The organism is Pseudomonas sp. 3296, from assembly GCF_031456615.1.
In the GTDB taxonomy this organism is placed as follows: Bacteria; Pseudomonadota; Gammaproteobacteria; order Pseudomonadales; family Pseudomonadaceae; genus Aquipseudomonas; species Aquipseudomonas mucoides.
On the sequence record NZ_JAVDUY010000002.1, the window covers coordinates 603,025 to 629,569 of the forward strand.

General features: G+C 59.4%; 16 protein-coding genes and 1 pseudogene. 11 read left to right on the top strand and 6 right to left on the bottom strand.

The annotated features are described in order from the left end of the window. Positions 1–71 precede the first annotated feature (71 nt). Positions 72–4,511, top strand: a complete 4,440-nt coding sequence (locus tag J2X66_RS07235; protein ID WP_310262673.1) for a dermonecrotic toxin domain-containing protein — start codon at positions 72–74, stop codon at positions 4,509–4,511. Between the two features lie 4 nt (positions 4,512–4,515). On the opposite strand, the gene J2X66_RS07240 is transcribed toward J2X66_RS07235, so the two are convergent. After that, complete coding sequence (locus J2X66_RS07240; RefSeq protein WP_310262675.1) at positions 4,516–6,066, bottom strand: PLP-dependent aminotransferase family protein; 1,551 nt, start codon at positions 6,064–6,066, stop codon at positions 4,516–4,518. A gap of 90 nt (positions 6,067–6,156) precedes the next feature. Here J2X66_RS07240 and J2X66_RS07245 point away from each other — a divergent pair, with 90 nt between their 5' ends. The 5 genes from J2X66_RS07245 (at position 6,157) to J2X66_RS07265 (ending at position 13,524) form a co-directional block, all read left to right on the top strand. Further along, a complete protein-coding gene (locus J2X66_RS07245; protein ID WP_310262677.1) occupies positions 6,157–6,780 on the top strand; it encodes an FMN-binding negative transcriptional regulator in 624 nt (207 codons plus the stop codon). 10 nt (positions 6,781–6,790) lie between these two features. Further along, positions 6,791–7,237 carry a GNAT family N-acetyltransferase gene (locus tag J2X66_RS07250; RefSeq protein ID WP_310262678.1) on the top strand — a complete coding sequence of 149 codons (447 nt, stop codon included), beginning with the start codon at positions 6,791–6,793 and terminating at the stop codon, positions 7,235–7,237. Positions 7,238–7,254: 17 nt separating this feature from the next. Beyond that, complete coding sequence (locus tag J2X66_RS07255; RefSeq protein ID WP_310262681.1) at positions 7,255–7,926, top strand: GNAT family protein; 672 nt, start codon at positions 7,255–7,257, stop codon at positions 7,924–7,926. Between the two features lie 208 nt (positions 7,927–8,134). Then, on the top strand, positions 8,135–11,098 hold the full coding sequence (locus J2X66_RS07260) for an autotransporter domain-containing protein (protein WP_310262684.1): 2,964 nt from the start codon (positions 8,135–8,137) through the stop codon (positions 11,096–11,098). Positions 11,099–11,298: 200 nt separating this feature from the next. Next, positions 11,299–13,524 (top strand): autotransporter domain-containing protein, encoded by a 2,226-nt coding sequence (locus tag J2X66_RS07265; protein ID WP_310262686.1) that lies wholly within the window; start codon positions 11,299–11,301, stop codon positions 13,522–13,524. A 77-nt stretch (positions 13,525–13,601) separates the two neighbouring features. Here the strand turns inward: J2X66_RS07265 and oadA are convergent, their stop codons facing one another. Next, complete coding sequence (gene oadA / locus J2X66_RS07270) at positions 13,602–15,410, bottom strand: sodium-extruding oxaloacetate decarboxylase subunit alpha (protein ID WP_310262688.1); 1,809 nt, start codon at positions 15,408–15,410, stop codon at positions 13,602–13,604. A gap of 11 nt (positions 15,411–15,421) precedes the next feature. After that, complete coding sequence (locus J2X66_RS07275) at positions 15,422–16,837, bottom strand: acetyl-CoA carboxylase biotin carboxylase subunit (RefSeq protein WP_038980544.1); 1,416 nt, start codon at positions 16,835–16,837, stop codon at positions 15,422–15,424. Positions 16,838–17,029: 192 nt separating this feature from the next. On the opposite strand from J2X66_RS07275, the gene J2X66_RS07280 reads away from it, so the two are divergent. Next, a complete protein-coding gene (locus J2X66_RS07280) occupies positions 17,030–17,992 on the top strand; it encodes a LysR family transcriptional regulator (RefSeq protein WP_310262693.1) in 963 nt (320 codons plus the stop codon). Here J2X66_RS07280 and J2X66_RS07285 read toward each other — a convergent pair. From J2X66_RS07285 to J2X66_RS07295, 3 genes are all read right to left on the bottom strand, one after another. Then, positions 17,934–18,143, bottom strand: coding sequence for a PA3496 family putative envelope integrity protein (locus J2X66_RS07285; protein WP_310262696.1), 210 nt, complete (start codon positions 18,141–18,143; stop codon positions 17,934–17,936). The two genes, J2X66_RS07280 and J2X66_RS07285, sit on opposite strands and share 59 nt — an antisense overlap. Before the next feature lie 180 nt (positions 18,144–18,323). Then, complete coding sequence (hexR, locus tag J2X66_RS07290; protein ID WP_008027445.1) at positions 18,324–19,190, bottom strand: transcriptional regulator HexR; 867 nt, start codon at positions 19,188–19,190, stop codon at positions 18,324–18,326. A gap of 135 nt (positions 19,191–19,325) precedes the next feature. Further along, complete coding sequence (locus J2X66_RS07295) at positions 19,326–22,196, bottom strand: EAL domain-containing protein (RefSeq protein ID WP_310262699.1); 2,871 nt, start codon at positions 22,194–22,196, stop codon at positions 19,326–19,328. Between the two features lie 258 nt (positions 22,197–22,454). Here J2X66_RS07295 and uvrD point away from each other — a divergent pair, with 258 nt between their 5' ends. The 4 genes and pseudogenes from uvrD to J2X66_RS07315 all read left to right on the top strand — a co-directional run bounded on the left by uvrD (position 22,455) and on the right by J2X66_RS07315 (position 26,513). Continuing rightward, positions 22,455–24,638 carry a DNA helicase II gene (uvrD, locus tag J2X66_RS07300; protein WP_027926269.1) on the top strand — a complete coding sequence of 728 codons (2,184 nt, stop codon included), beginning with the start codon at positions 22,455–22,457 and terminating at the stop codon, positions 24,636–24,638. Positions 24,639–24,743: 105 nt separating this feature from the next. After that, positions 24,744–24,907, top strand: a pseudogene (locus J2X66_RS07305) (EamA family transporter); the annotation flags it as partial. Positions 24,908–25,092: 185 nt separating this feature from the next. Next, entirely contained in the window at positions 25,093–25,968 is an 876-nt protein-coding gene (locus tag J2X66_RS07310; RefSeq protein ID WP_310262705.1) for a Tim44 domain-containing protein, read from the top strand. A 137-nt stretch (positions 25,969–26,105) separates the two neighbouring features. Beyond that, positions 26,106–26,513 carry an SMI1/KNR4 family protein gene (locus tag J2X66_RS07315; RefSeq protein ID WP_007943369.1) on the top strand — a complete coding sequence of 136 codons (408 nt, stop codon included), beginning with the start codon at positions 26,106–26,108 and terminating at the stop codon, positions 26,511–26,513. Positions 26,514–26,545: the final 32 nt, after the last annotated feature.

Here is a 26,545-nt window from a genome sequence, read left to right on the forward strand (position 1 = left end):
ATGACTCGACCCCCTTGGTGGAAACCAGTGACCTGGTGAGCCTGACCAGCCATGGCCCGACGCTCAGTGAAGTGGCTTCACGCCTGCTGCGTCAGGCGCTGGAACAAAACTCGCCAGAATTGCCGATCGACCCTGATAACGCCTACGTCGGTACCCCTCAATGGCTCATCGTCGACGACCATGTCGAGGCAGGCCAAACCGAGTTCGAGTCACTGACCTTGGCACTGATGCGCCAGGGCTTGTATGGAACAACGGCCAACTACCTCGAAGGCGAGCATTTCCTGACCCTCGAGCCGGACAGCAATAACCCGGTTCACCTCGCTGTCTGCATCGAGGACATTGCAAAAATACTCAATCACTCGGCATCGATCCTGTTCGTCGAGGCTCAAGCACGGCAACTCGCGTTCTGGAATGCCAAGGGGCATGCGATCCCCCGCTGGCAGGAGCTGTCCGATTCGCTGCGCAAGGCGTTGAACGTGCAGAAGGTCAAAGGCTGGGACGCCGATGAATGCGCGATGGCGCGGGAAGTGTTCAACGCCCCGGACAAAACCACCCGTATAAATGTAAACAGCGAATTTTCCGCCATTCAGGCGTGCCTTCTCGATATCGATACCGTCGAGAATGACATTACCCGCCATCTATTGATCGGCGGCGCGCTGGTGCTCAAGGCCACGTATCGCAAGCGCCAACTGCTGGTGATGTACACCATCGAGCGCGCGTATGAGTCGTTCAGCTCGATGGAAGAACTGGGTAACTCGCTTCCCCCGCGCCTGGAAGAACAACAGTCAGGACGCGATCTGACGTGGCGGCTTTACGAGCCGGAAGGCAACGTCTTCGATTACATGGCGTGGGCGTTGATCTCGTCACAAATCGACGCCATTGACTCATTGCGGTTTATTGAGGCCCCGGCAGACGAGGTCGAGGTCGAGCCCGAAACCGGGCTCGACCTCAACGAAAAAGCGCGATTCCTGCAATTGAACAAAGCGATTCCCGATTGGTTGCGCAACGCTGCCTCCGAGGACATTCAAGACTACAGCCGCTACATCAGTGCACTGGGCAAGTTGTATCGCCAACCGGACAGCCAATTGGCCAGCGCCGAGATCCCGTCCATCACCGACCATGCCCAACGGCTGATGCGTGAAGCGATCGTCGCCGATCCACTGGCCGTCGGCGCCGTGAATTTAGCGCTGGATGAGCTACGGATCAAAATCACCAACAGCTTTACCTCCGGCAACTTCACCCTGCCCAACCCCCTTGATCAACGCATTGAAACGCTGGCGGACTTCGCTATGGCGAACGAAGCGCCCTACATGGCGAACGTATTTTTCAAGAGTGGGAGGACCGTGCCGGATTGGCTCACAGTGGAATTTCTCACCACCGTGTCTGCGCGAGTGGACATCGGAAAGGCCTATCCCGAGCTGATCAAGCCCAAGCTTCTGGATGACCCGGTCTCCTCACGACGTCAGGAGAACTTCTATCGCGATCAATTGCAGTCCTTGCTACCGCTCCAGGCGTTAGAGGCCCGATTCAAGCCTGAAACCGGCGTGGATGAGCGCGGTTACCGATACGTCTGCGAGCTGCTCGATCCTGATATCACAAGGAAAACCGTCGCCCTCTACCCGCTCACGATGACGCCGCAACATCGCTTGATCAGCAGCAGCGACACAGTGGACAACATGTTCATCATCAGCCCTCGAGACGCACATAGCGGACCTTGCCTGCTCTATCGGCCGATGCTCGATGAGCCCCTGCTGCAATACCCCTCGAGGCAAAACCTTTTGTACGCGTTGCACCAACCCGGCGACCTCAGGGATACAGTGCTGGCCTGGTTACCTGATGAAAACCTGAGTGTTGAATATGCCCACTCTGTTTTTCCCACTGGCCTGCCCTCGCCATGGCTGATCGCGGAACAGATCGTCAATCCATTACAGCGCGCAGACAAGTTCGGGCGTGTGGTTTTCGAAAATGTCGAAATCACCGGCGACATTCTGTCTGCGCTGTTCAAAAGCAATGCGCGGATGCTGGTCAACCTCGCCGACCGACGATCGCAATCCAATGCCGAACGACGCTGGAGCGTGTTGAAGGAGAGTGGCTGGGCGCTCTTTAACGTTGCCTCGAATGTTCTCAGCGGCGCGGTCGGCACCGCCGTCTGGGTCTGGCAAACCATCAATCAGATCCAACAGGCACTGGATGCCCATGACCGTGATGACCGCTTCATCGAATGGACGTCGGTGTCGGACGTTCTGCTGGCGATCGGCATTATCCTCAGCCATCACGCCGTGATGCGACGCAGAAGGGTGTCGAGCAAACCCCGGATCGAGCAACCGTCGAAGGGAAAATCGCCAGAATCCCTCGTCGAACCCGCGGCGGTCACGCTCAATCCCGCCCCTTTGGCCGCGGATCTTCCCCCTGCTCATCTTTCCTCCCTGGGGCTGGCCGGCCCGGTTCCACGCCGAACACCGACCGCACTGGGCGCTTACCTCGACACGCTAAAAGTCACGCCTCCCGATATTTCCAGCGCCAACGTGACAAAAGTTAAAGAAACCCCTCCGCATATTTACCAACATAACTTCAGAAACTACGCGCAGGTCGGTGATCGGTGGTTCTACGTCGACGTGAAAGGCGACGAGGAGGTTCACATCGTTTACCCGGATCAGCCTGAGCGCAACGGTCCGATACTGCTGGATAACGGCCACGGGCAATGGGTGCTCGACCTGCGTCTGCGTTTGCGAGGGGGGGCCGGAAATGCGTTCAGCCGCCACCAGGAGGCCGCTGACGAGCAACGCAGAGGGCATCTAGAGGAGGCCCTGAGTTCTTTCAAAAGCCAGGAAAAAGCGAAGGAAACCGAACTCAAAACGTTACATGACAGCGTTGAGCAGACCAACGCCGAAAACTACGATCAGCGAACGGCTTTGTACCTGGAGAAACTGCAGGCAACGATCGACGAGTATCGCCAGGCGCTGGAACAACTACGCGAATGGCGCACTCTCGGCGGGACGGAAAACTACCGGGAGGACTTGCTTCGCATGAGCGTGGTGTTGGAGAAGAATCTGTCTTTGTGGTTTGTCCTCAAACGATCCGAGTATGGTCAAGCCACCCGTGCCCTGACCAGGAGCCAACAAAACGCACCCGTTGCGTGGCCAACGTTCGTCGACAATGTGCAGAAAGCGTCCGACATCGGCGAGGACATGATTGAAAAGCTGACCCTGTTTGCGTCGACACTCGGGGACATGCATGCGGCCGGACGTCCTGGCGTTGAGTGCGCGATGCAAATCAGAAAACTGGCGCCTTCGTTTACCGTGCTGGATATCAAGGCCAACGAGATCGGCATGTCGCAGGAGCTGTGCCTTAATGAACAGACCAGTGCTCTGATGCCGCTGGCTCGTGACGCGATGGGACATATCGCTGCGAGCGCAGCGAAGGCCGCGATTCAAGTGGCGGACCTGATGAAAGTCGAAGGCGCGGTTTCCGATGTGCAGGCACATGTCGAGAAATTGAACAGTCTGGTGGAGACCTTTGCCGACGCTGACCAACGCATTCTGGAGTTGCCAGCTTCATACCCTGGCCTGATCAAGCAACTCCGGCTCGATCATGTGCAATCGCTCATCGACGAATTCGCGCAGCTCGCCCAGAACCGGTTACAGACGTTACTACCAGAACCGGAACCCATGGCCGTGCAGCCTGCTGTAGAACGCGTACAACCGGGTACGTCACGACAACCGATCAAGGTGCGCAAGACCCGGCCGCGGGACTCCGGCAGGAATGAACCCGAAAAAAACTCGGAGAACCCCTTCAAGTCATTTACCCCCGCCGTTTTTCAGCGACCCGCGCCAGTGCTGGATGATGCGGGAACGATCGAGGCCGGCATCGAGCTCAACCTGGACACCCACTCATTCATTGAACGCACCCGTAAGGACGCTTTACTGCCAAGACGCATCCCAGCCGATATTCAGGATCTGTTCGATCAGCAGGCATTGAAACTGGAGCAGGCCGCCAGCAGCGTTGATCAAGCCGTGATCAACAGCAGGAAGGACGAAGCCTCCCCTCTCCCGGTTGCCACGCTGAGCCGCGAATTGCGTGACGGGGCCAGTCGTCTGCGCGAAGAAGGCGTCCGCGTTCGCGCCGACCTTTACACGCGGCGCAAACCGACCCAGAGCATTTTCAAATGGATGCATGAAAACGGGCAGCTCGCCATCAGCCGCGACAGACGAGGACGCGTCCAGACCCGAGGGCTCGGTGACTTTTTCCAGGAGTACCGGATTTTCGATAACAGTCACAATAAACCGTTATGGGTGGCGCATTTCCACTACGAGACGCTGTCGAGTCCGGCGAGTAAACCCGCCGCGGCCCATTTGAAAGTTTCAGATGACTACCTGAAAACGCTGCCCCTGGAGCAGCACCAAGCGTTGACCACCTTCGAACCCATCGATGGGGTGTTCAGGAAGCTGGAAGATCCTGCGCTACGAAAACTGTTCCTGGACCTGGAACCACAGACAAGCACCGCAACGTAAGCACTTAACGACGCCAGACCTTGTCCAGTCGCCCGAGTGCGGCGCTGATAGCCGCCTCGGGCACCGCCGCGAAACCCAGGACCAGCCCCGCGCGCTGGTCCACAGGTTGTGTTGAGTCGGGCAACCAGTAGCCACTCAGGGCATTGATCTCGACATCGACGCTCGCCGCCTGTTCCACCAGCTCGCACTCGCGGGCCTGTGAGTCGACCGCCACGGTCAGATGCAGCCCTGCCGAGACACTCGGCAGACTGCCGATGCCGGGAATATTCTGCGGCCAACCGGCCAGTACCGTATTGCGCCGACTCAGGGCCGCCCGGCGCATGCGGCGAATATGCCGCTGGAAATGCCCGGCGGCCATGAACTCGGCCATGACCACTTGGGTACTGACCTCGGAATGCCGGACGTCCACCGCCCGCCGTTGCGAGAACGCCTGAACCAGCGTTGGCGGCAACACCAGGTAACCCAGGCGCAGCGCCGGGAAGGCGACTTTGCCAAACGTCCCGACGTACAAAACCCGTCCCTGTCGGTCGAGTGCCGCCAACGGCGCCAGTGGTGCACCGCTGTAACGGTATTCGCCATCGTAGTCATCCTCGACAATCCAGCCTTGGGTGCGCTCAGCCCAGGCCAGCAACTCCAGGCGCCTCGCCAGACTCATCACCACCCCGGTCGGGTATTGATGTGACGGCGTGACATACGCCAGGCGACACGCCTCGATCGCAGCCAATTCGCGGCAATTAATCCCCTCGCTGTCCACCGCCACACCGTGCAGTCGCGCACCCGCCACGGCGAAGGCATGACCCGCCGCCCGATACCCCGGATTCTCGATCGCCACCCCATCACCCGGCTCGACCAGCAGCTGTGCACAAAGGCTAATCCCCTGCTGCGCACCACTGGTGATCACTATTTGCTCAGCCGAGCACTGCATGCCGCGTGAACTGCGTAAATACGCGGCAATCATTCCACGTAGACGCTCATCACCCGCCGGATCGCCGTAACACAGCTGCTGCAAATCCGGTTTACGCCAGAAAGCCGCATTCAGCTTGGCCCAGACCTCGAAAGGAAACAGATCAAATGCCGGGACACCCACCCGAAATGCACGCGGCGGCCCACTCGGCGGTAGAGCCAAATGGTTCTTTTCAACGCGCCCCAACGCACCGTTGTGGATAACTTTACTGGATGAAACCACAGGTAAATCCAGCCAATTTGTGGATAAGGCTGTGGGTAACCCTGTTGACAACCCTGTGGATACTTTTGTGGATAGTTTTTTGGCAGGGATCGAGGCCTGGGGCAGTTGAGCAACGTAAGTCCCATCACCCACACGCCCTTCGATAAAGCCTTCGGCATAGAGCTGATCGTAGGCTCGCACCACGCTGTTGCGAGAAATCGCCAGCGCCGCTGCCAGATCGCGACTGGCCGGTAATCGCGTGCCGCTGGCCAGTCGTCCGTCCAGTACTCGCACGCGCAAGGCTTGGTAGAGCTGACGACTCAGGCCCTGACGGCGATCCAGCTCGATACCGGCAGGGTTGAACGACAAGGAAAGCGGCGCATCGGTCATGGCAATGGACCTGTGAAATTGGTCATTAATGGCTCTTACAACAGACCAATAGCCTGCCTAGGATGGAGGCATTCGCCAAGGGATATTTCCATGTACAACCCCAGCAGCTTTGCCATCAAAGATTTGGATGAACTGCGCCAGCAGCTCCTCGACACCCGCCTCGCCATGGTGGTTACCCACGGCGATCAAGGCCTGCAAGCCAGCCATCTGCCGCTGCTGTTCAAACCTGACGAAGGCCCGAATGGCACCCTCTACGGCCACTTCGCCCGGGCCAATCCGCAGTGGAAGGAATTGCAGAGCGGCGCTGAAGCGCTGGTGATCTTTGCCGGTGCCGACGCTTACGTCAGCCCCGGGTTTTATCCGAGCAAAGCCGAGCACGGCAAAGTCGTGCCAACCTGGAACTACGTCGCGGTACACGCTTACGGCACCGCCGACGTGTTCAGCGATGCCGAGCGCCTGCTCAAGCTGGTCAGCGCGTTGACGGATCGTCACGAAGCCGGCCGCGCCCAGCCATGGAAGGTCGCCGATGCTCCCGCTGATTACATCGACGGCATGCTCAAGGCGATAGTCGGGTTTGCCCTGCCGATTCAGCGCCTGGAAGGCAAACGCAAACTCAGCCAGAACCGCAGCGCCGAAGACATCGCCGGTGTGCGCGAGGGGCTTGTCGCCAGCCCCGACGTGCACGATCAGGCCCTCGCCCACTTGATGCGTTAAGGACATGAACATGAGTCAGATTGAAATCCGCCAGGTCAGCGCCGACGAACACGCCGCCTGGCTGCCGCTGTGGCAAGCCTACCTGCGCTTCTACAACACCGAATTGCCCGAGGCGGTCACTGACAGTACCTGGCAACGCATGCTCGACCCGACTGAAACGACGCATTCGGCGTTGGCGTGGATCGATGGCAAAGCGGTCGGCATGGTGAACTTCATTTACCATCGCTCGAACTGGAGCATCGAAAATTCCTGCTACCTTCAAGACCTGCTGGTAGCGCCAGAAACCCGCGGCACCGGCGTTGGCCGCAAACTGATCGAATTCGTCTACGCCACCGCCAAAACGCAGGGTTGCTGCAAAGTCCACTGGCTGACCCACGAAACCAACGCTAGCGCGATCCAGCTCTACGAGCGCATCGCCGAACGCCCCGGTTACATCCAGTTTCGCAAAACCCTTTAACGTTCAAGGAGAACAGCATGTCGACATCACTCGCGGACTGGAAAGGCGTCCCGGCGCCCACCGTTCGAACCCTCGAAGGGCGCTTCATTCGCCTGGAAAAACTCGACCCGGCCCGTCATGCCGAGGGTCTGTTCAAGGCCTTGCAAGGCCCCGGCGCCGATCCGAAACTCTGGGACTATTTACCCTACGGGCCTTTCCCGGAACGTAGCGCGTTCAACGATTGGCTGAACAACCATGCGGCCAATAGCGACCCGTATTTTTTCAGCGTGATCGACCGTGCAAGCGGTGAGGTGCAGGGCATCCTCAGCCTGATGTCGATCGTGCCGGCCCAGGGCCGAATCGAAATCGGCCACGTCACGTTCGGCGCGCCGATGCAGCGTTCACCGAAAAGTACCGAGGCGATTTATCTGCTGGCCAGGGAGTCGTTTGCACTGGGGTATCGACGCCTGGAGTGGAAGTGCAACAACGGCAACGCTCGCTCCAAATACGCGGCCGAGCGCCTGGGCTTCAGTTTCGAGGGGGTGTTCCGTCAGCACATGGTGGTGAAGGGACAGAACCGCGATACCGCGTGGTATTCGATTCTGGACTCGGAATGGCCGGCGATTGGCGCGGGGTTTGAGCGCTGGTTGAGCGATGAGAATCAGACGGGGTCGGGGCAGGTGAAAACGCTTGCCGAGTGCCGCGGGTAAGCGATGACGATTTGTGGCGAGGGAGCTTGCTGCCTTGCCACAAATTGCGTGTACGCCTGAACCAACACCTCAAATCTGCATTTAATTGCATACAGATGTATCAATCTCCCGAAAAAACGCAAAAAAAATGCATTTCTTCCAGACATCATTTTGTAAAAACCATCCGCTATACAACACAGCCCACTTATAACAAAAAGGCTGTCCCCTCATGCCCTTCTCGCCCCAGCGCCTCGCGTTCAGCATCGCTTTGCTGATCAGCACCGACACCCTCGCAGCCCCCTTCAAAAACGTGCAGATCGACACGCCCACCACGACAGCGCAAACGCTGGGCGGCAGCGACACGTTGAAAATTTCGGCGCCGGGCAGCATCACCAACGCGGGCAAGACGGTGAGCCTGAAGGACGGCACCAGCGGCGTCGGCGTGGGGATCGACAACGCGGGCAAGATTATTTCCACTGGCGGCCGGGCGATCGACAGCAGCGGCGATCTGACGCAAGCGCGCAACTACAGCATTTACAACCGGGCTGGCGGGCAAATCCTTGGCTACAACGACGCACTGCGCATCGACAGCAACTTCGCCAGCGGCAGTCTGTTGATCGACAACAGCGGCATCATCCGCTCCACGACGGGCCAGGGGCTGGATCTGGATGCGTTGCGCAGCGCGGGCGTCAAAACGACGATCATCAACCGCGCGGGCGGGTTGATTCGCGGGGATGCCAGCGACGGAATGAAGACCGGCGCCAACGCGACGATTACCAACTACGGCGAGATTTCCACCGGCGACTCGCACACTGCTGACAAAAAATTCGACGGTATCGATATCGACACTGCAACCGGCGTGACGGTGACCAATTACGGCAACATTTCCGGTGGCCGTCACGGCATCACCACCGACCTCGGCGCCACGCTCCTCAACTACGGGACAGTCACCGGTCGCAACGGCTCGGGGTATGGCTCTGATGGCGACGGCACAGTGATCAACTACGGCACCATCACCGGCGCTTACTCGGGCCTGCAACCGAACGGTGACGGCGATGGCGTGGACATCGACAAACTCGCGCACATCGAAAACTACGGCACCCTTCAAGGTGTGGGCGCGGGCGGTGTGGACAAGGGAGGTTTCGCCAACGGCAGTGAAGGCATCGCCTTGGGCGGCGGTTATGTATTGAACGCCAACGGCGCGCTGATCAGCGGCGCCAACAGCGCGATTCTGGTGGACGATGGCAGCGGCGGTTCGGGCGTGGCGGCAACCACGCTGGAAAACTTCGGCACGATTCAAGGCCTCGATGGGTTCGGGGTGAAATTTGTCGGCGAGTTCAATGACAGCGTGATCAACGGCGGCACGATCAGCGGCAGCAACGGCCTGGCGCTGGACCTGGGCGGCGGTAACGACAGCCTGACTTTGCGCAATGGCAGCCGCTTTGTCGGTGTGGTCGACGGCGGCAGCGGTGACGACCGCGTGCTGATGGACGATGCGCGGGGAGGCAGTTTCGGCTCGAGCCGCAACTTCGAATGGCTGGAGGTCAAGCAAGGTGCCTGGACCTTGACCGGCACCGGTGATTTCAGCGACGGCGGCGCTATACGCAACGGCGCTACGCTGATCAACCAGGGCGGAATCGCCGGGACCGTGACCGTCGACGCAGGCGGTATGTATGCCGGCGGCGGTTCGGTGGCTAATTTGCAGGTCAACGGGACCTTGCGCACCAATACTCAACTCGGCATCGCGACCATCACCCATGACCTGACCATGGGCAGCGGCTCCACCCTGGCTTATGGCGTCAACGCCGATGGCAGCAGTGCGCCGATCAAGGTCGGTGGCGTGGCCACTCTGAATGGCGCCACCCTGGCAGTGAATCCCGGCAGCGGCAGGTATCCGTGGCAAAGTCGATACACCGTGCTGCAAGCCGCAAGCATCAGCGGCAGCTTCGGCAAGGTCACCAGCGATTACGCGTTCCTCACGCCGACGCTCGCTTACACGCCGACCCAGATCGACCTGACCTACACCCGCAACGATGTCGCCTTCAACGAATTCGCGGTGACCAGCAACGGCAGCAACGCCGCCAACAGCCTGGCGTCGATGGGCAAAAACAACGCGCTCTACAACGCCTTGCTCAACACCACCAACGCCACGGCTGGCAACGCGATCGAGCAACTGTCCGGCGCCAGCAACGCCAACCTGACCAGCGCGACGCTCGGAGCCAGCAGCCAGATCGGCAGCAGCATGTTGTCGGCGATGCAACAAATGAGTGGTGGTTCGGGGTTGCTGGTCGGCCTCGATCAAGGTGACACCCCGGTACTCGCCGCCAACGGTGTACCGCTCGAAGCCCGCAACCTCAATGATCCCACCGCTCAGGGTCGGTTGTGGCTGCAAGCCATTGGCGGTTACGGCAAGCTCGATGGCGAGCATGGCAGCAGCGGTTTGGAGCAACGCACCAAAGGCAGCGTGCTCGGGGTCGATTGGGCGCTCAATCCGCATTGGCGCCTGGGGGTGCTTGGCGGTTACTCGAAGACAGATCTTGACGCCACGGGTGTCGATGGCAATGTCGAAAGCTGGCACGCCGGCGTCTATGCATCACGTCAAAGCGGCCCGTTCGCCTTGCGCCTCGGTGCGGCGTACAGCGGTCACCAGGGTGAAAGCAAACGCACCGTTGCCTTCAACGGCTTCAGCGACCGACCGAAAGGCGATTACGATGCCGATAGCCAACAGGTCTTCGCCGAACTCGGCTATGCAATGGGCCGCGGCCGTCTCAGCGCCGAACCCTTCGCCAGTCTTGGCTACCAGCGTTATCACCGTGACAGCTATCAGGAAAAAGGCGGTTCTGCCTCGCTTCAAATCGACGAACAAACCCAAGACAACTTCAACAGCACTTTTGGCCTGCGCCTGGCGCATCTGAATACTCTGGACAATGGCATGAGCCTGACCCCACGCATGACCGCCGGCTGGAAGCACACCTATGGCGATGTCAGCAGTTCGACACGTCAGGCGTTTGTGGTGGGTGGCACGGCGTTCAGTGTGGATGGCAGCTCGCTGGATCGAGACAGCCTGGTGCTGGAGGCTGGTTTGGATCTGGGCATTTCGGCTCGCCACTCGGTAGGCATCGGCTATAGCGGCGAGATCGGCAACAATAGCCGTAACCACGGGTTGATCGGGCAGTGGCAGATGAGTTTCTGAGAGGGTGTTGCGGGAAGCGTCTCGATTTATCGTAAGAAAAGGTCATCGGGCCGAAGCGTTAAAAACCGCTGCATCCCTCCAGCGGCGGATTTTCTGCATCGAGCTTCTGACGCTACCTGCAAACCCTCCGGAACGGGCTGACATCGGTATCGAAGCGCTCTCCTTAGAGTTTGGTCTCCTTTCAATTGAGGCCAAATTCAATGTCTGTTCAACACAAATACCGACCACATCATCTGGCGCTAGCCATTGCGCTTGCGTTGGGCTGCACTGAAATTTTTGCCCAACAAAGTCCTGCCGAAAGCACGCCCCCTGCGCTTGAAACGCCAGAACAGGTCTTGGCAGCGCTCGAGGCATTCATCAAAGACCCTGACACCCAAAAGACCACGATCGGTAACGCAGAGGACGGTATCAATCGAACGTTCAGCGATGACAATGATCTGGTCACTTTATCCCGTCGCGGGAGTATCACCGGATGGATTGACGGTGGTGGTGGCACCAACTTTCTACAACTCGATACAGCGAGCGGTGGCACGTTAGGCGACAGTCGCAATTTCGACGGCCTGGAGCTCAAACGAAGCACCTGGACCTTGAACGGTTCCAGTGGTGATTTCACCGCAGGTGCCTTGGTACGCCCCAAAGCAACACTGGTAAATGAGAGTGACATCCGGGGAGGTGCGTTGACCCAGGGTACTCTCGTCAATAACGGCAGGATTGGCGGCGGAGTGACGGTGCTATCAGGTGGCACCCTGAGTAACTCTGGGGCGATCGAAGGCGACGTGTTTATTCACGAGAAAGGGGCCTTTGCGGGCAGAGGTCGCACGGGTTCGCTGGAGGTAAACGGAAAATTTTCGGTGGGCGAATCCCACGGCGCGCCAAAAATTAATGGTGACCTGAAGCTTTCCAATACTGCAGAACTGCTCTACGAGGTCAGCGCGGATCGCAAAAGTGAAACGATATTAGTCGATGGCACCGCCACTCTCGGTGGCGCCACACTGAACATTGTTGCAGCGCCCGGTAACTACCCGTTAATCAGCGAAAACAGCATTCTTGTGGCCAATAACGTCGAAGGCAAATTTGGCAACGTGATCAACAACCTTGCCTTTTTGGAACCCGATGTCCAATACAGTGAAAGGACAGTCGACTTGGTCTTGATTCGAAACGATGTGGCTATCGAGAGCGTCGCGGACTCAGAAAACGGACGGCAGTTTGGAGGAAGCCTTGAAGAACCAAAGGGTGTTGAACCAACTCTGACGCCACCGGACTATACCGCCCCAATTGCTGCGTCCCTGAATCCCACCGAGAACATCGGTACCCCCGTCACCGCCTCAACCTCACAAGCGACAACTCCCGTCGCCGCAGCACCTTCGCCATCGCGCACTGCAAATGCCGCAGTCGTGGCGCTGCTAGGTAGCGATAAAACAACCGCAGCTCATGCCATTGAACAACTGGCTGGCGGCAGTACCGCCAACCTCGCCAAGGCAACGCTCGCCAGCGCCAGCCCGGTGGGCACTACCGTGCTCTCGGCCCTGCGCCAACCGGGCAGCACCAGCACCTACAACAAAGGCAGCAATCGCAGGAACGCACCAAGCCTGGCAGCGGGTAGCGAAGACAATGGCAGGGTCTGGCTTCAAGCGTTAGGGCATGGCGGCACACTGGACCGTGACGTTGAGCCACTGAAACACACCACCCAAGGCTTGGTCCTGGGCGCAGATTGGGGCATCGATGATGAATGGCGTATCGGTGTGATGGGCGGTAAAGCCGAAACACGCCTCGACAGTCGCGACCTCGATGGCGGTCTCGACAGCTGGTATCTGGGCGCCTATGCCCTGCGCCAGAACGGCCCCATGTCGCTGCGAATGGGCGCGACCTATGGCAATCACGACGGCAACACCAAGCGCCGGGTGGCCTTCAAGGGTTTCAGCGATCGCCCTGAAGGCCGTTACGACGCCAACACCCAACAAGCCTTCGCTGAAGTGGGTTACAACCTGGGGCGAGCCAATATCAGCATCGAACCGTTCGCCAGCCTTGGCTACGAACGCTATCAGCGTGACACCTACACGGAAAAAGGTGGTGCAGCGGCGTTGAAAGTTCACGGCCAGACCCAGAACAACCTGAGCAGCACGTTCGGTTTGCGCGCAGCGAAAACCAATGCGCTGGACAACGGCATGCAACTGACGCCGCGATTCAGTGCCAGTTGGAAACACACCTATGGTGATGTCACCAGCGACACTCGCCAACAGCTGGCAACGGGCGGTCGAAACTACACCGTTTCCGGTGCGCTGCTGGACCGCAACAACCTGAGCGTCGATGCAGGGCTGGACCTGGGATTGTCAGCCAGCCAGACCTTGGGTGTCAGTCTGAACGGGGACGTCGGCACGGAAAGCCGGAGTCATGGCGTCACGGGTCAATGGCGGATGAATTTCTAATCGTCACAAATACGCGGTGAAAAAAAGGGGAGCACATGCCCCCCCGAGGTTTAAAGCGTTGTATCGAGGCTGTTAAATCAGCCTTCGATCTCGATCAGGATTTCGCCCGGATTCACCCGGTCTCCCTTGGCCACGTGGATGGCGGTGACTTTGCCGGCGATGGCCGATTGGACTTCGGTTTCCATCTTCATCGCTTCGGTGATCAGCACGGCTTGCCCTGCTTTCACAGTGTCGCCTTCCTTGACCAGCACATCGACGATGTTGCCCGGCATGGTGGTGCTGACGTGGCCCGGCGCGGTGGCTTGCTTGCGCTTGCTGCTGCCGCCGCTGACGAATTCGTTGAGCGGTTCGAACACCACTTCTTCCGGCATGCCGTCGATGGACAGGTAGAAGTGACGCTTGCCTTCGGCCTTGACGCCAACACCGGTGATGTCGACGCGGTAGGTTTCGCCGTGGACGTCGATGACGAACTCGGTCGGCACGCCTTCGCCACCGACCGAGGCCACGCCGCCGGCTTCGGGAATCGGCAGGAGTACTTCAGGTGTCAGGGTGCCGGCAGCGCGCTCTTCGAGGAACTTGCGGCCGATGTCCGGAAACATCGCATAGGTCAGCACGTCTTCTTCGGACTTGGCCACGGCGCCGATTTCAGCACGCAGTTTGGTCATTTCCGGTTTGAGCAGATCGGCTGGACGCACGTCGATCACTTCTTCACTGCCGATGGCCTGGCGACGCAGTTGTTCGTTCACGGTGCCCGGCGCCTTGCCGTAGCCGCCCTGCAGGTAGAGCTTCACTTCATTGGTGATGGTCTTGTAGCGCTCGCCAGCCAACACGTTGAAGAACGCCTGGGTGCCAACGATTTGCGAGGTCGGGGTTACCAGCGGCGGGAAGCCGAGGTCTTCGCGAACGCGCGGGATTTCAGCGAGCACTTCGCTCATGCGGTTCAGTGCGCCCTGCTCTTTCAACTGGTTGGCCAGGTTGGAAATCATTCCGCCCGGTACCTGGTTGACTTGAACACGGGTGTCGACGGCGGTGAATTCGCTTTCGAACTGGTGGTACTTCTTGCGCACGGCGTAGAAGTACAGGCCGATCTCTTGCAGCAGTTCCAGGTTCAGGCCGGTGTCGAATTCTGTGCCTTTAAGGGCGGCGACCATCGATTCGGTGCCTGGGTGGCTGGTGCCGGATGCGAAGCTGGAGATCGCGGTGTCGATGTGATCGGCGCCGTTTTCGATAGCCTTGAGTTGGCACATCGCGGCCAGGCCAGCGGTGTCGTGGGAGTGAATGAACACTGGCAACGACTGCTCGGATTTCAACGCCTTGACCAGTTCGCCGGTGGCATATGGCGTCAGCAGGCCGGCCATGTCCTTGATCGCCACCGAGTCGCAACCCATGGCTTCCATTTGTCGGGCTTGCGCCACGAAAGCGTCGATGGTGTGCACCGGGCTGGTGGTGTAAGCGATGGTGCCCTGAGCGTGTTTTCCGGCTGCTTTTACTGCCTCGATGGCCGTGCGCAGGTTACGCACGTCGTTCATGGCGTCGAAGATACGGAACACGTCGATGCCGTTGACCGCGGCCTTGGCGACGAAGGCTTTGACCACGTCGTCGCTGTAATGCCGGTAGCCCAGCAGGTTCTGGCCGCGCAGGAGCATTTGCAGGCACGTGTTAGGCAGCGCTGCGCGCAGTTGACGCAGGCGCTCCCACGGGTCTTCCTTGAGGAAACGCACACAGGCGTCAAACGTCGCGCCGCCCCAGCATTCCAGCGACCAGTAGCCGACTTTGTCGAGCTTGTCGCAGATCGGCAGCATGTCTTCGGTGCGCATGCGGGTAGCGAGCAGCGATTGATGGGCGTCGCGCAGGATGGTGTCGGTTACGTGAATCTTCTTGGTCATTGTTATATTCCTCACAGGCCTGCGTGGGCGGCGATGGCGGCAGCGATGGCCAGGGCCAGCTCTTCGGGTTTGCGCTTGATCGAGTAGTTGGTCAGTTCAGGGTGGCTTTCAACGAAGCTGGTGTTGAACTGGCCGCTACGGAATTCCGGGTTACGCAGGATTTCCTGGTAGTACGCGGCGGTGGTCTTGACCCCTTGCAGACGCATGTCATCGAGGGCGCGCAAGCCACGGTCCATCGCCTCCTCCCAGGTCAGCGCCCACACCACCAGTTTCAGGCACATCGAATCGTAGAACGGTGGAATGGTGTAACCGGTGTAGATCGCCGTGTCGGTCCGCACGCCCGGACCGCCGGGCGCGTAGTAACGGGTGATCTTGCCGAAGCTCGGCAGGAAGTTGTTTTTCGGGTCTTCGGCGTTGATCCGGAACTGCAACGCGAAACCGCGGTGCTGGATGTCTTCCTGTTTCACCGAGAGCGGCAGGCCGGACGCGATGCGGATCTGCTCACGCACGATATCGATGCCGGTGATTTCTTCGGTGATGGTGTGCTCCACCTGCACCCGGGTGTTCATCTCCATGAAGTAAACCTCGCCCTCGGCGAGCAGGAACTCCACGGTGCCGGCGTTCTCGTAACCCACGGCCTTGGCTGCACGCACCGACAGGTCGCCGATGTAGGCGCGCTGTTCAGGGGTCAGTTGCGGGCTCGGGGCGATCTCGATCAGTTTCTGGTTGCGGCGCTGGATCGAGCAATCACGCTCGAACAGGTGCACCACGTTGCCAAAGCTGTCGCCGAGAATCTGCGCTTCGATGTGCTTTGGATTGACGATGCACTTTTCCAGGAACACTTCCGCCGAACCGAATGCCTTGGTGGCCTCCGAGATCACGCGAGGGAAAGCCTGTTCGAGTTCTTCGCGGCTGTCGCAGCGACGGATACCACGACCACCACCACCGGAGGTTGCCTTGAGCATTACCGGGTAACCAATACGGTCGCCTTCGAGCAAGGCTTCGGCGATGTCCGCGACGTTGCCTTCGGTGCCCGGCGTGACCGGCACGCCGGCCTTGATCATGCTGCGGCGGGCTTCAGTCTTGTCGCCCATGCGGCGTATGACTTCAGCCGATGGACCAATGAACTTGATGCCGCGCTCTGCGCAGATATCGGCCAGTTCAGCGTTTTCCGAGAGGAATCCGTAGCCGGGATGCAACGCATCACAACCGGTTTCCACGGCAAGGTTCACCAGTTTTCGCGCATTCAGGTAACCGGCCAATGGCTCGGCACCAATGCTGTGGGCCTCGTCCGCGCGCTTCACATGCAAAGCATGACGGTCGGCGTCGGAATAGATCGCGACCGAGCGAATGCCCATCTCGGCGCAGGCACGCACGATTCGTACGGCAATCTCACCACGGTTGGCGATCAGGATCTTTTTTATCACTTTTGGAGGTTCCCTTGAGCCGGTGGTAACCACGACCTGCTAGACCAGGTCGGCGCGTGACCAAATGTTTCAATTCAGTCGCAGGCCCACACTAGCCCCCACAAGGGATTAACAAAAATGAATAATTATTGGGTTAGGCATAAGTAAAGACTTATAGTCGTGACATCAACCCGTGCCGAGAGCGACTAGATAATGCGTAAGTCATTGATGCGTATGACATTGCGTCAATTGCAGATTTTCAATGAAGTCTGTGATTTGCGCTCCTACAGTCGGGCAGCCGACGAAATGTCACTCACACAACCGGCCGTCAGCCTACAGATCAGGCAACTTGAAGAGCTGATTGGTCAGCCCTTGTTCGATTACGTCGGCAAAAAACTCTACCTGACTGAGGCCGCCGAAGCACTCCAGCGCGCCAGCCGGGATATTTTCGGGCGCCTGGAAAACCTCGATATGCAGCTTTCGGACATGCAGGGCTCTCTGCAAGGACAGCTGAAACTGGCGGTGGAGTCCAGCGCCAAGTATTTCGTGCCGCACCTGTTTGCCGCGTTCAAGCGCCAGCATCCCGAGGTCAACCTGCAACTGACGGTCGTCAATCGGGGGCAAGTGATTCGTCGTCTGTCCGATAACCGCGATGACCTGGTGATCATGTCGATGGTGCCGCAAGACATGGGGCTGGAATTCCTGCCGTTCCTCAACAACCCGATTGTCGCGGTCGCACCACCGGATCATCCGCTGTGCCACATGGGGCCGCTGCGCCTGCAAGACCTTGAGCCCTACACCCTGCTGATGCGCGAATCCGGTTCCGGGACGCGACTGGCCTGCGAAGAGTATTTCAAGGAAAAGCGCGTGCACTTCAACCAGACCCAGGAGGTCTCGTCAGCCGAAGCTCAGCGAGAATGTGTGCTGGCGGGTCTGGGCGTAGCGCTGTTGACACGTCACGCCCTGAACCTTGAGTTGGCGACCGGCGGCTTGATCGAATTGCCGGTCGAAGAGTTGCCGCTCTACCGCAGCTGGTGCCTGGTGCAAGCCAAGGCGAAAAGGCTGTCGCCAGTGGCGCACGCGTTCCTTGCGTTTATCCGCAGTGAGCGGGTGCAGATCAGCGCGCTGGTTGAGCGTTTCGACGGGAAGTTGTCGGTGCCGCCTGCCAGTAATTGAGTTCCATCTCTGGAAAATCACCGATCTCGGCCAGCAATTGGCGACGTTCGCAGCGATCTTCGATGGCGCGACGGAATTCCATGCGACGCTGATCTTCTTGCTGACGACGGGTTTTGGCAGCGCTGTTGCGTTCTTCGTAGGGCTGGGCCATTTCGAGTCTCCCAAGGCGATTACGGGAGTTTCAAGATAGGCGCGGGGGATGACGGTTTGGCGGCGGGTGGGTTACAGAGGTGTGAACATTGGCAAAGAAACGCGGCGAATCTGAAGACGCCTTCGCGTGCAGGCTCGCTGATGAAGGTCGGTACGACCTTCGAGCAATTTAAGATCAGAATCAATCATCCAGCGCTTTCACCGACTTGGGCGACAACCGCAAGCTGCGAAGGCTGCGTTTGACGCTCTTGAGGTGATTGACCAGGCTCGGGCCGCGCGCCATGGCCACGCCCATCGCCAGCACGTCGATCACCACCAGGTGAGCGATTCGCGAGGTCAGTGGGGTGTAGATTTCAGTGTCTTCGTGCACATCGATCGCCAGGTTGACGGTCGAGAGTTCGGCCAGCGGCGTCTGGCTCGGGCACAAGGTGATCAGAGAGGCGCCGCTTTCACGCACCAGGTTGGCCGTGATCAGCAAATCCTTGGAGCGACCGGACTGGGAAATACAGATCGCCACGTCAGTCGGCTTCAACGTCACGGCCGACATCGCTTGCATGTGCGGGTCGGAGTACGCTGCCGCAGTCAGCAGCAAACGGAAAAATTTGTGCTGGGCATCGGCCGCCACTGCACCCGATGCGCCAAAGCCATAGAACTCGACGCGCTGGGCTTGGGACATGAGCGAGACCGCCCGCTGCAACTCCACCGGATCGAGTTTCTCGCGAACCTCCATCAAGGTGTGCAGAGTGGTGTCGAAGATTTTCAGGCTGTAATCGGCAACGGAATCGTCTTCATGGATGGCAAACTGACCGAAGCTGGCACCGGCGGCCAGGCTCTGCGCCAGCTTCAGTTTCAGATCCTGAAAACCGGAACAACCGATGGCGCGACAAAAGCGCACGATGGTCGGCTCGCTGATGCCGACGCTGTGAGCCAGGTCGGCCATGGAGCTGTGCATCACCGCCGCAGGATCAAGCAGCACGTGGTCGGCGACCTTGAGCTCCGACTTGCGTAAGAGGTGGCGTGACTGGGCGATGTGTTGCAGCAGATTCAAAGGGCTGGACTCTTTGTTATTGGCAGTTGCCGGGGATGTAGCAAGCTTGTAGTTATACTACAAGAATTCGCTTTTTGCCTGCTCAATGCGTAACTCGATGCCCCCATTCCACGCCTCATACGCTCCATGTAGCCCCTACGAGGGGTTCGCGTCCTTTTGTAACAGCCTGGCCAGCTCATCAGCCTCAACGGGCCGACTGATCAAATAGCCTTGCACTTCATCGCAGCACTCGGCTTTCAAAAATTCCAGCTGCTCTTGCCGCTCCACGCCTTCGGCCACCACTTTCAGCGACAAACCATGCGCCATCGCAATGATCGCCCGGGTAATGGCCGCATCCACAGTGCCCTCCCCCAACCCACGGATAAACGCCTGATCGATCTTCACGTAGTCCACCGGGATGCGTTTGAGGTAGCTCAGGGACGAATAACCGGTGCCGAAATCGTCAATCGCCAGCTTCACCCCCAAATCACGCAGTTGCTGGAACGTCGCGATGATGTGCTCGACGCTGTCCAGCAACTGGCTTTCGGTGAGTTCCAGTTCCAGGTAGTGCGGCGCCAGGCCGGTTTCTTCCAGCACCTGCCGCACCAAGCTGACCAGCTTGCCCTGACGCAGTTGATGCACCGACAGGTTGACCGACACCCGGATCGGCTCCAGACCCTGCCGCTGCCACTCGCAGGCTTGCCAACAGGCCTGGCGCAGCACGAACTCGCCGATCGGGCCGATCAGCCCGGTTTCCTCGGCCAGACCGATAAAGTCTCCCGGTGGCACCCGGCCCATGGTCGGATGATCCCAGCGCACCAGCGCTTCCGCGGCGTTCAGCCGGCCCGTGGCGAGGCAGAGCTTGGGTTGGTAATAGACTTTCAACTGCTTTTCTTCGATGGCCTTGCGCAACTGGTTTTCCAGCTGCAAACGCTCAAGGGTGCTGGCTTGCAGGCTTTCGGTATAAAACTGGAAGTTGTCGCCGCCCAAGTGTTTGGCGTGCTGCATGGCCATGTTCGACTGACTGACCAACGCAGAAATTTCCCGCGCGTTGTCCGGCAACATGCTGATGCCCATGGACGCACTGATCACCAGTTCATGGCCATCGACGGAGACCGGCAAACGCAACTTGGTCGACAACCGCGTCGCCACCCGCGCCAGGCTCGACAGGTTGCCGTAGGTATCGAACAGCACCGCAAATTCGTCGCCGGAAAGCCTGGCGATCGTATCGGCCTCTGGCAGTGCGTTGACCAGGCGCCGGGACATTTTCTGCAGCAGTTGGTCGGCGACGTCATGCCCCAGGCTGTCATTGAGCAGTTTGAAACGGTCCAGGTTGATGTGCAGCAACGCCAGGCTACGTCCGCCCTGGCGCACCCGCTGATGGGCCTCGCGCAACCGTTCCCGGAACAACGAGCGATTTGCCAGGCCTGTCAGTTCGTCATAGTGGGTCAAGTAGCGCATGCGTTCTTCGGATTCGCGGCGAGCCGATAGATCGGCGAAGAAGCCGACAATATGGCTGACATTTCCTCGAGAATCGCGTACTGCATTCAGTTGCAACCATTGCGGATAGAGCTCGCCGTTTTTACGGGTCTCGACCAATTCGCCTTGCCACGTCCCGTGCTGCTCCAGCGCCTGATGGATAGCGCCGTAATGGCGGCGAGCATCGCGACTGCAGGGGAGTTCGACGACGTTGCGCCCCAGCATGTCGTCGATGTCATAACCGGTGACTCGACTGAAGGCCTGATTGACGGCGATCAAGGCGTAATCGGGGTCGAAAATCACGATGCCTTCGCTGGCGGCTTCGAACACGGTTGCCGCCAGTTGGCGTTGTTCTTCCTGGCCTTTGCTCGCGCTGATGTCGCGACGGGTGCCGACCATGCGGATCACCCGACCCGTTTTGCTGCGCTCGACCGCCCGGCCACGGTCCTCGATCCAGACCCAGTGACCGTCGCCGTGCCGCACGCGGTATTCGATCTGGTAATCCTCGCTGCGTCCCTTCAAATGCTCAATCAGTGCGCGCTTCAGCGCCGGCAGGTCTTCGGGGTGCAACCGCGGGCGAAGGTGGCGAAGCATGGCTGTCACATATTCCGGCGCGAGGCCGAACAATTCCTGGATCTGCGTGTGATGGACTTCATCGGTTTGCAGGTTCCAGTCCCACAGCCCGAGTTCGCTGGCCTTCAACGCCAACGCCAGTCGCGCTTCACTCTTGCTCAAGGCCTGGTTGGCGACATCGAGCTCCAGGCTGCGCTGGGCAACACGGTTTTCCAGCTCGACCTGGGCTTCACGCAGCTTTTCTTCGGCGCATCGACGGTGATCGATCTCTTTGGCTAACTCGTGATTGAGCTGATCGCTACAGCTTTGCGCTTGCTGTAAATGCTCGATCAGCGCCTGATTCTGGAAACGACGCAGCAATCCGCTGTCGATCAACCGATTGACCTGCCAGGCAATCACGCTGAGCGCGCCCAACAAAATCAAGCCGAACCAGCCCCAGCCATGATCCTGTGCATCGCCGCCCCAGAATAGATAGGCAATGGCCGGTAACAGGCAGGGCAAGGTAAAGGACAGGAATGCCGGCAGGCTCACCGCGTAGGCAACACTGGCGGAAAGTGCGGCGGCGCCGATCAGGCCGAACACCCACGCTTGCTGCATGAAATTGTCGGCGGGCACCAACGCAATACCGGCACCGGCCAGGGTCAGGCCGGTAAGGCCAGAGCCGAGCAAAAACATGCGGCGCCAGATCGGATGTGCCTGGCGGTTGGGAATCGCCGAATCGAAGGCCGCGACTTGAATCACCCGCAACGCCACCAGCGACAGCAGCCACACCATCCAGACGCTGACCAGGAAATAGCGCTGCGGGCTCCAGAGCAAACCGGCGCAGACCAGACCATTGATCAACATGAATAACGTGGGCAGCAGTGACCCCTGATAAAGCAGGCGCGTGCGTTCGACCGCCATTTCCATGGCGTACTGCTTGCGGATGACCCGCGGCTCCACCGTGGGGCCCGACAGGTCGATGCTGAGGGTCATAGGCAATGTTCTTGTTCTTATAATGATGAGCATGAGCCCGAAACGTCGACGGAGCATACACAAGCCAATGCCCTTACCAAACTGCCCCGGATCATAAATTCGACAATATTTCAGCCCTCCGACGCCCCGCCAAAACCCTTGGAGCGCGGCCCGCCAACGCCTGCAGCCAGTGACTGACCGGTCGTCCTCCGTGCATCTTTCATCGGCTAATGCAAAGCTCGGTTTGCCCGGTGTGGCGGCGCACCCTAGAATGCCCCGATGCGCGATGATCTCTCCCTTCTGCTGAACTCCCTCAACGACGCCCAACGCCAGGCCGTAGCTGCCCGCGTGGGTCGTCAGTTGGTCCTGGCCGGTGCTGGTTCCGGTAAAACCCGAGTGCTGGTGCACCGTATCGCCTGGTTGATCCAGGTCGAAAACGCCTCGCCGCACTCAATCCTGTCGGTGACCTTCACCAACAAGGCCGCGGCCGAGATGCGTCAGCGCATCGAGCAGCTGATGGGGCTCAACCCCGCCGGCATGTGGGTCGGCACCTTTCACGGCCTGGCGCACCGCTTGCTGCGGGCGCACTGGCAGGAGGCCGGGCTGAGCCAGACATTCCAGATTCTCGACAGCGATGACCAGCAACGCTTGGTCAAGCGAGTGATCCGCGAGCTGGGACTGGACGAACAACGCTGGCCGGCCCGCCAGGCCCAGTGGTTCATCAACGGGCAGAAAGACGAAGGTCTGCGTCCGCAACATATTCAAGCCAGCGGCGATATGTTCCTGGCGACCATGCGCAGCATTTATGAGGCCTACGAGGCTGCCTGCCTGCGCGCTGGCGTGATCGACTTCTCTGAATTGCTGCTGCGCGCCCTCGATCTGTGGCGCGACCACCCGGGCTTGCTGGCTCATTATCAGAAACGCTTCCGCCACATCCTGGTGGACGAGTTCCAGGACACCAACGCCGTGCAGTACGCCTGGTTGCGTCTGCTGGCCAAGGGCGGCGACAGCCTGATGGTGGTGGGCGACGACGATCAGTCGATCTACGGCTGGCGCGGCGCGAAGATCGAGAACATTTATCAGTATTCCGACGATTTTCCGGATGCCGAGACCATTCGTCTGGAGCAAAACTACCGCTCAACCGCCGGTATTCTCAAGGCCGCCAACGCCCTGATCGCCAACAACACCGGACGCATGGGCAAAGAGCTGTGGACCGACGGCGGCGAAGGCGAAGCGATTAACCTGTACGCCGCGTTCAACGAACACGATGAAGCACGCTATGTGGTGGAAACCATCGAAAGCGCGCTGAAAACCGGCTTGGCACGCAGCGATATCGCGATTTTGTACCGCTCCAACGCCCAATCGCGCGTTTTGGAAGAAGCCCTGCTGCGTGAACGCATTCCGTACCGCATCTATGGCGGTCAGCGCTTCTTCGAACGGGCAGAAATCAAAAACGCCATGGCTTACCTGCGTTTGCTGGAAGGCCGAGGCAACGATGCGGCCCTGGAGCGGGTGATCAACGTCCCGGCCCGCGGCATCGGCGAGAAAACCGTCGAAGCCATCCGCGACCACGCCCGTCACAGCGATGTGTCGATGTGGGAGGCCATGCGCCTGCTGGTCGCCAACAAGGGCTTGACCGGGCGTGCAGCGGGCGCGCTCGGTGCCTTTATCGAGTTGATCGAGAACCTTGCTGCCAAGTGCATGGAAATGCCCCTGCACCTGATGACCCAAACGGTCATTGAGCAATCCGGGCTGATCGCCTATCACCAGGCGGAAAAAGGCGAGAAAGGCCAGGCTCGGGTAGAAAACCTTGAGGAACTGGTCAGCGCCGCGCGCAACTTCGAAAACGCCGAAGAAGACGAAGACCTGACGCCGCTGGCGGCATTCCTTGGCCATGCGTCGCTGGAAGCCGGTGATACTCAGGCCGAAGAGCACGAAGACAGCATTCAGTTGATGACCTTGCACAGCGCCAAGGGCCTGGAATTCCCTTACGTGTTCCTGGTAGGCATGGAAGAAGGCCTGTTCCCGCACAAGATGAGCCTGGAAGAACCCGGCCGTCTTGAGGAGGAACGCCGTCTGGCCTACGTCGGCATCACCCGGGCCATGCAGAATCTGGTGATGACCTATGCTGAAACCCGACGCCTGTACGGCAGCGAAACCTACAACAAGGTCTCGCGATTCGTACGGGAAGTGCCGAAAGGGCTGATCCAGGAAGTGCGTTTGTCCAACAGTGTCAGCCGTCCTTTCGGGGGCAATCAATCGATGAGCGGCAGCAACCTGTTCAGCGGCAGCGAGATTCCGGATACCGGCTTCAGCCTGGGTCAGACTGTACGGCACTCGATCTTTGGCGACGGCGTGATCCTCAACTTCGAGGGTTCCGGTGCGCAGGCGCGGGTGCAGGTGAACTTCAGCGAAGGCAGCAAGTGGCTGATGCTGGGCTACGCGAAGCTGGAAGCTGTTTAGGGTTTACTGATCGTTCCCCCGCAGAGCGAGGGAACGATCATTAGAGGAACATGCAGGGGCTCAGGCTTCTTTTCTTCCTGGACGTTCTGGGCCCAGATGTCGGCGAAGAGCTACCTGTTTTTGCTGCTGTCGGGACTGGCCACCGGTGCCTCGTGGATCTGCTACTTCCGCGCGCTGAAGCTGGGGCCGGCCTCGCTGGTCGCTCCGGTGGACAAGCTCAGCGTGGTGCTAGTGGGGCGGTGCTCGGCGTGATCATGCTGGCGCTCCGCCGCTAGGCATCCATCCTACTGAAGCTATCCACTCGTCCTACGGACCGAACTCAAAAGGCCTTATTGCGCTGACTGAAGCTGAACGCAACCTGTCAGGCAAAAGCCCGAAACACTCTGCCGCTAGCCAGTAACACTTCAGCTGTGCAACATGGCGCGCGTGCCATCCACAAATGGGATTACCCTTTATGAAACGTTTTCTTAGCATCGCCATGGCGTTGTGCATCGGCCTGACGATGAGCCTCGACGCCAACGCCAAGCGCTTTGGTGGCGGCAAAAGCGTCGGCGCTGCGCCGACCCACCAGACCAGCCAAATGGCGCCTTCTTCTCCAGGCATGGGCGGCGCTGCGGCGACCGCTGGTGCTGCCGGTGCCGCGGGCGCTGCGGCCAAGGCTGGCGGTGCTTCGCGCTGGCTCGGCCCTCTGGCCGGCATCGCTGCCGGTGGCCTGCTGGCCTCCATGTTCATGGGCGGCGGCTTCCAGGGCATGCAGATCTTCGACATTCTGATCATGGCGGTCATCGCCTTCCTGGTCTTCCGCTTCATCGCCGCTCGTCGTCGCAAGCAGCAGGAGCACATGGCTCCCGCTGGCCACGCGCCAATGCAGCGTGAAGTGTTCGACCAGAAGCCTGCGGGGGGGTCGATCTTCGGCGGCTCGGCTGCACCGGTTGCCGCTCGTCCGGTCATCAATGCTCCGGCCTGGTTCAATGAAAAGAACTTCATTGAAGCGGCTCGCAACCACTTCCAGTCCCTGCAACAGCATTGGGACGCCAACGAAATGGACAAGATCGCCGAGTTCGTGACCCCGCAAATGCTCGAGTTCCTCAAGCGCGAACGTGCTGACCTGGGCGACGGTTTCCAGTCCACCTACATTGATAACCTCAATGTTCAACTGGACGGCGTGGATGATCGTGCCGACAAGACCATCGCCACCCTGACCTTCAGCGGCGTGTCGAAGACTTCACGTTTCGACCAGGGCGAAGTGTTCAGCGAAAGCTGGAACATGGAACGTCCGCAGGGCGAAAACCAGCCTTGGCTGGTGGCCGGTATCCGCCAGAACGGCTGATCCCCCACAGAGTCAAGCGTGCTGTAATAAAAACCCCAGCCTTGGCTGGGGTTTTCTATTTCGCGGTTGCATCTATAGCGAGCTACTGTATAAACCGCCCCAACTAAACCGCGCCATCAAGCAAGAGGATCCCGGACGTGGAAGAAATCATCGAACAACTGCGTGAAGCCAACGAACCGGTACCAGTCCCCTTGGAGCTGCCCGACGAAGATCAAATCGTGGAAATCGAAGAACAACTGTTCATCGACATTCCGTTCGTCTTCAGAGAATTTTTGCTGACCGTCAGCGACGTGGTCTACGGCAGCCTGGAGCCGGTGACTGTCACCGACCCGCAATCCCACACCTACCTGCCAGACGTTGCCGCCAACGCCTGGGACGCTGGCGTTGACCGCAGCATGATCCCGATCTGCCAGGACGGTGATGACTATTACCTCGTTGAAGAAGACGGCACGGTGGTGCTGTGGCAGGCCGAAGAAGAACTGATCGCCGAAGAAACCTGGGAATCGGTGTGGCACTGGGCGCGGGACGTCTGGCTGGAAAGCTGATTTAGCCTATCCAGACTTTGTAGCAGCTGGCG

Coding starts and splice junctions, on each gene's coding strand:
- J2X66_RS07260 (WP_310262684.1), top strand. CDS start 8,135: ATGCCCTTCTCGCCCCAGCGCCTCGCGTTCAGCATCGCTTTGCTGATC.
- uvrD (WP_027926269.1), top strand. CDS start 22,455: ATGCGCGATGATCTCTCCCTTCTGCTGAACTCCCTCAACGACGCCCAA.
- J2X66_RS07265 (WP_310262686.1), top strand. CDS start 11,299: ATGTCTGTTCAACACAAATACCGACCACATCATCTGGCGCTAGCCATT.
- J2X66_RS07250 (WP_310262678.1), top strand. CDS start 6,791: ATGAGTCAGATTGAAATCCGCCAGGTCAGCGCCGACGAACACGCCGCC.
- oadA (WP_310262688.1), bottom strand. CDS start 15,410: ATGACCAAGAAGATTCACGTAACCGACACCATCCTGCGCGACGCCCAT.
- J2X66_RS07240 (WP_310262675.1), bottom strand. CDS start 6,066: ATGACCGATGCGCCGCTTTCCTTGTCGTTCAACCCTGCCGGTATCGAG.
- J2X66_RS07280 (WP_310262693.1), top strand. CDS start 17,030: ATGCGTAAGTCATTGATGCGTATGACATTGCGTCAATTGCAGATTTTC.
- J2X66_RS07245 (WP_310262677.1), top strand. CDS start 6,157: ATGTACAACCCCAGCAGCTTTGCCATCAAAGATTTGGATGAACTGCGC.
- J2X66_RS07295 (WP_310262699.1), bottom strand. CDS start 22,196: ATGACCCTCAGCATCGACCTGTCGGGCCCCACGGTGGAGCCGCGGGTC.
- J2X66_RS07310 (WP_310262705.1), top strand. CDS start 25,093: ATGAAACGTTTTCTTAGCATCGCCATGGCGTTGTGCATCGGCCTGACG.
- J2X66_RS07255 (WP_310262681.1), top strand. CDS start 7,255: ATGTCGACATCACTCGCGGACTGGAAAGGCGTCCCGGCGCCCACCGTT.
- J2X66_RS07285 (WP_310262696.1), bottom strand. CDS start 18,143: ATGGCCCAGCCCTACGAAGAACGCAACAGCGCTGCCAAAACCCGTCGT.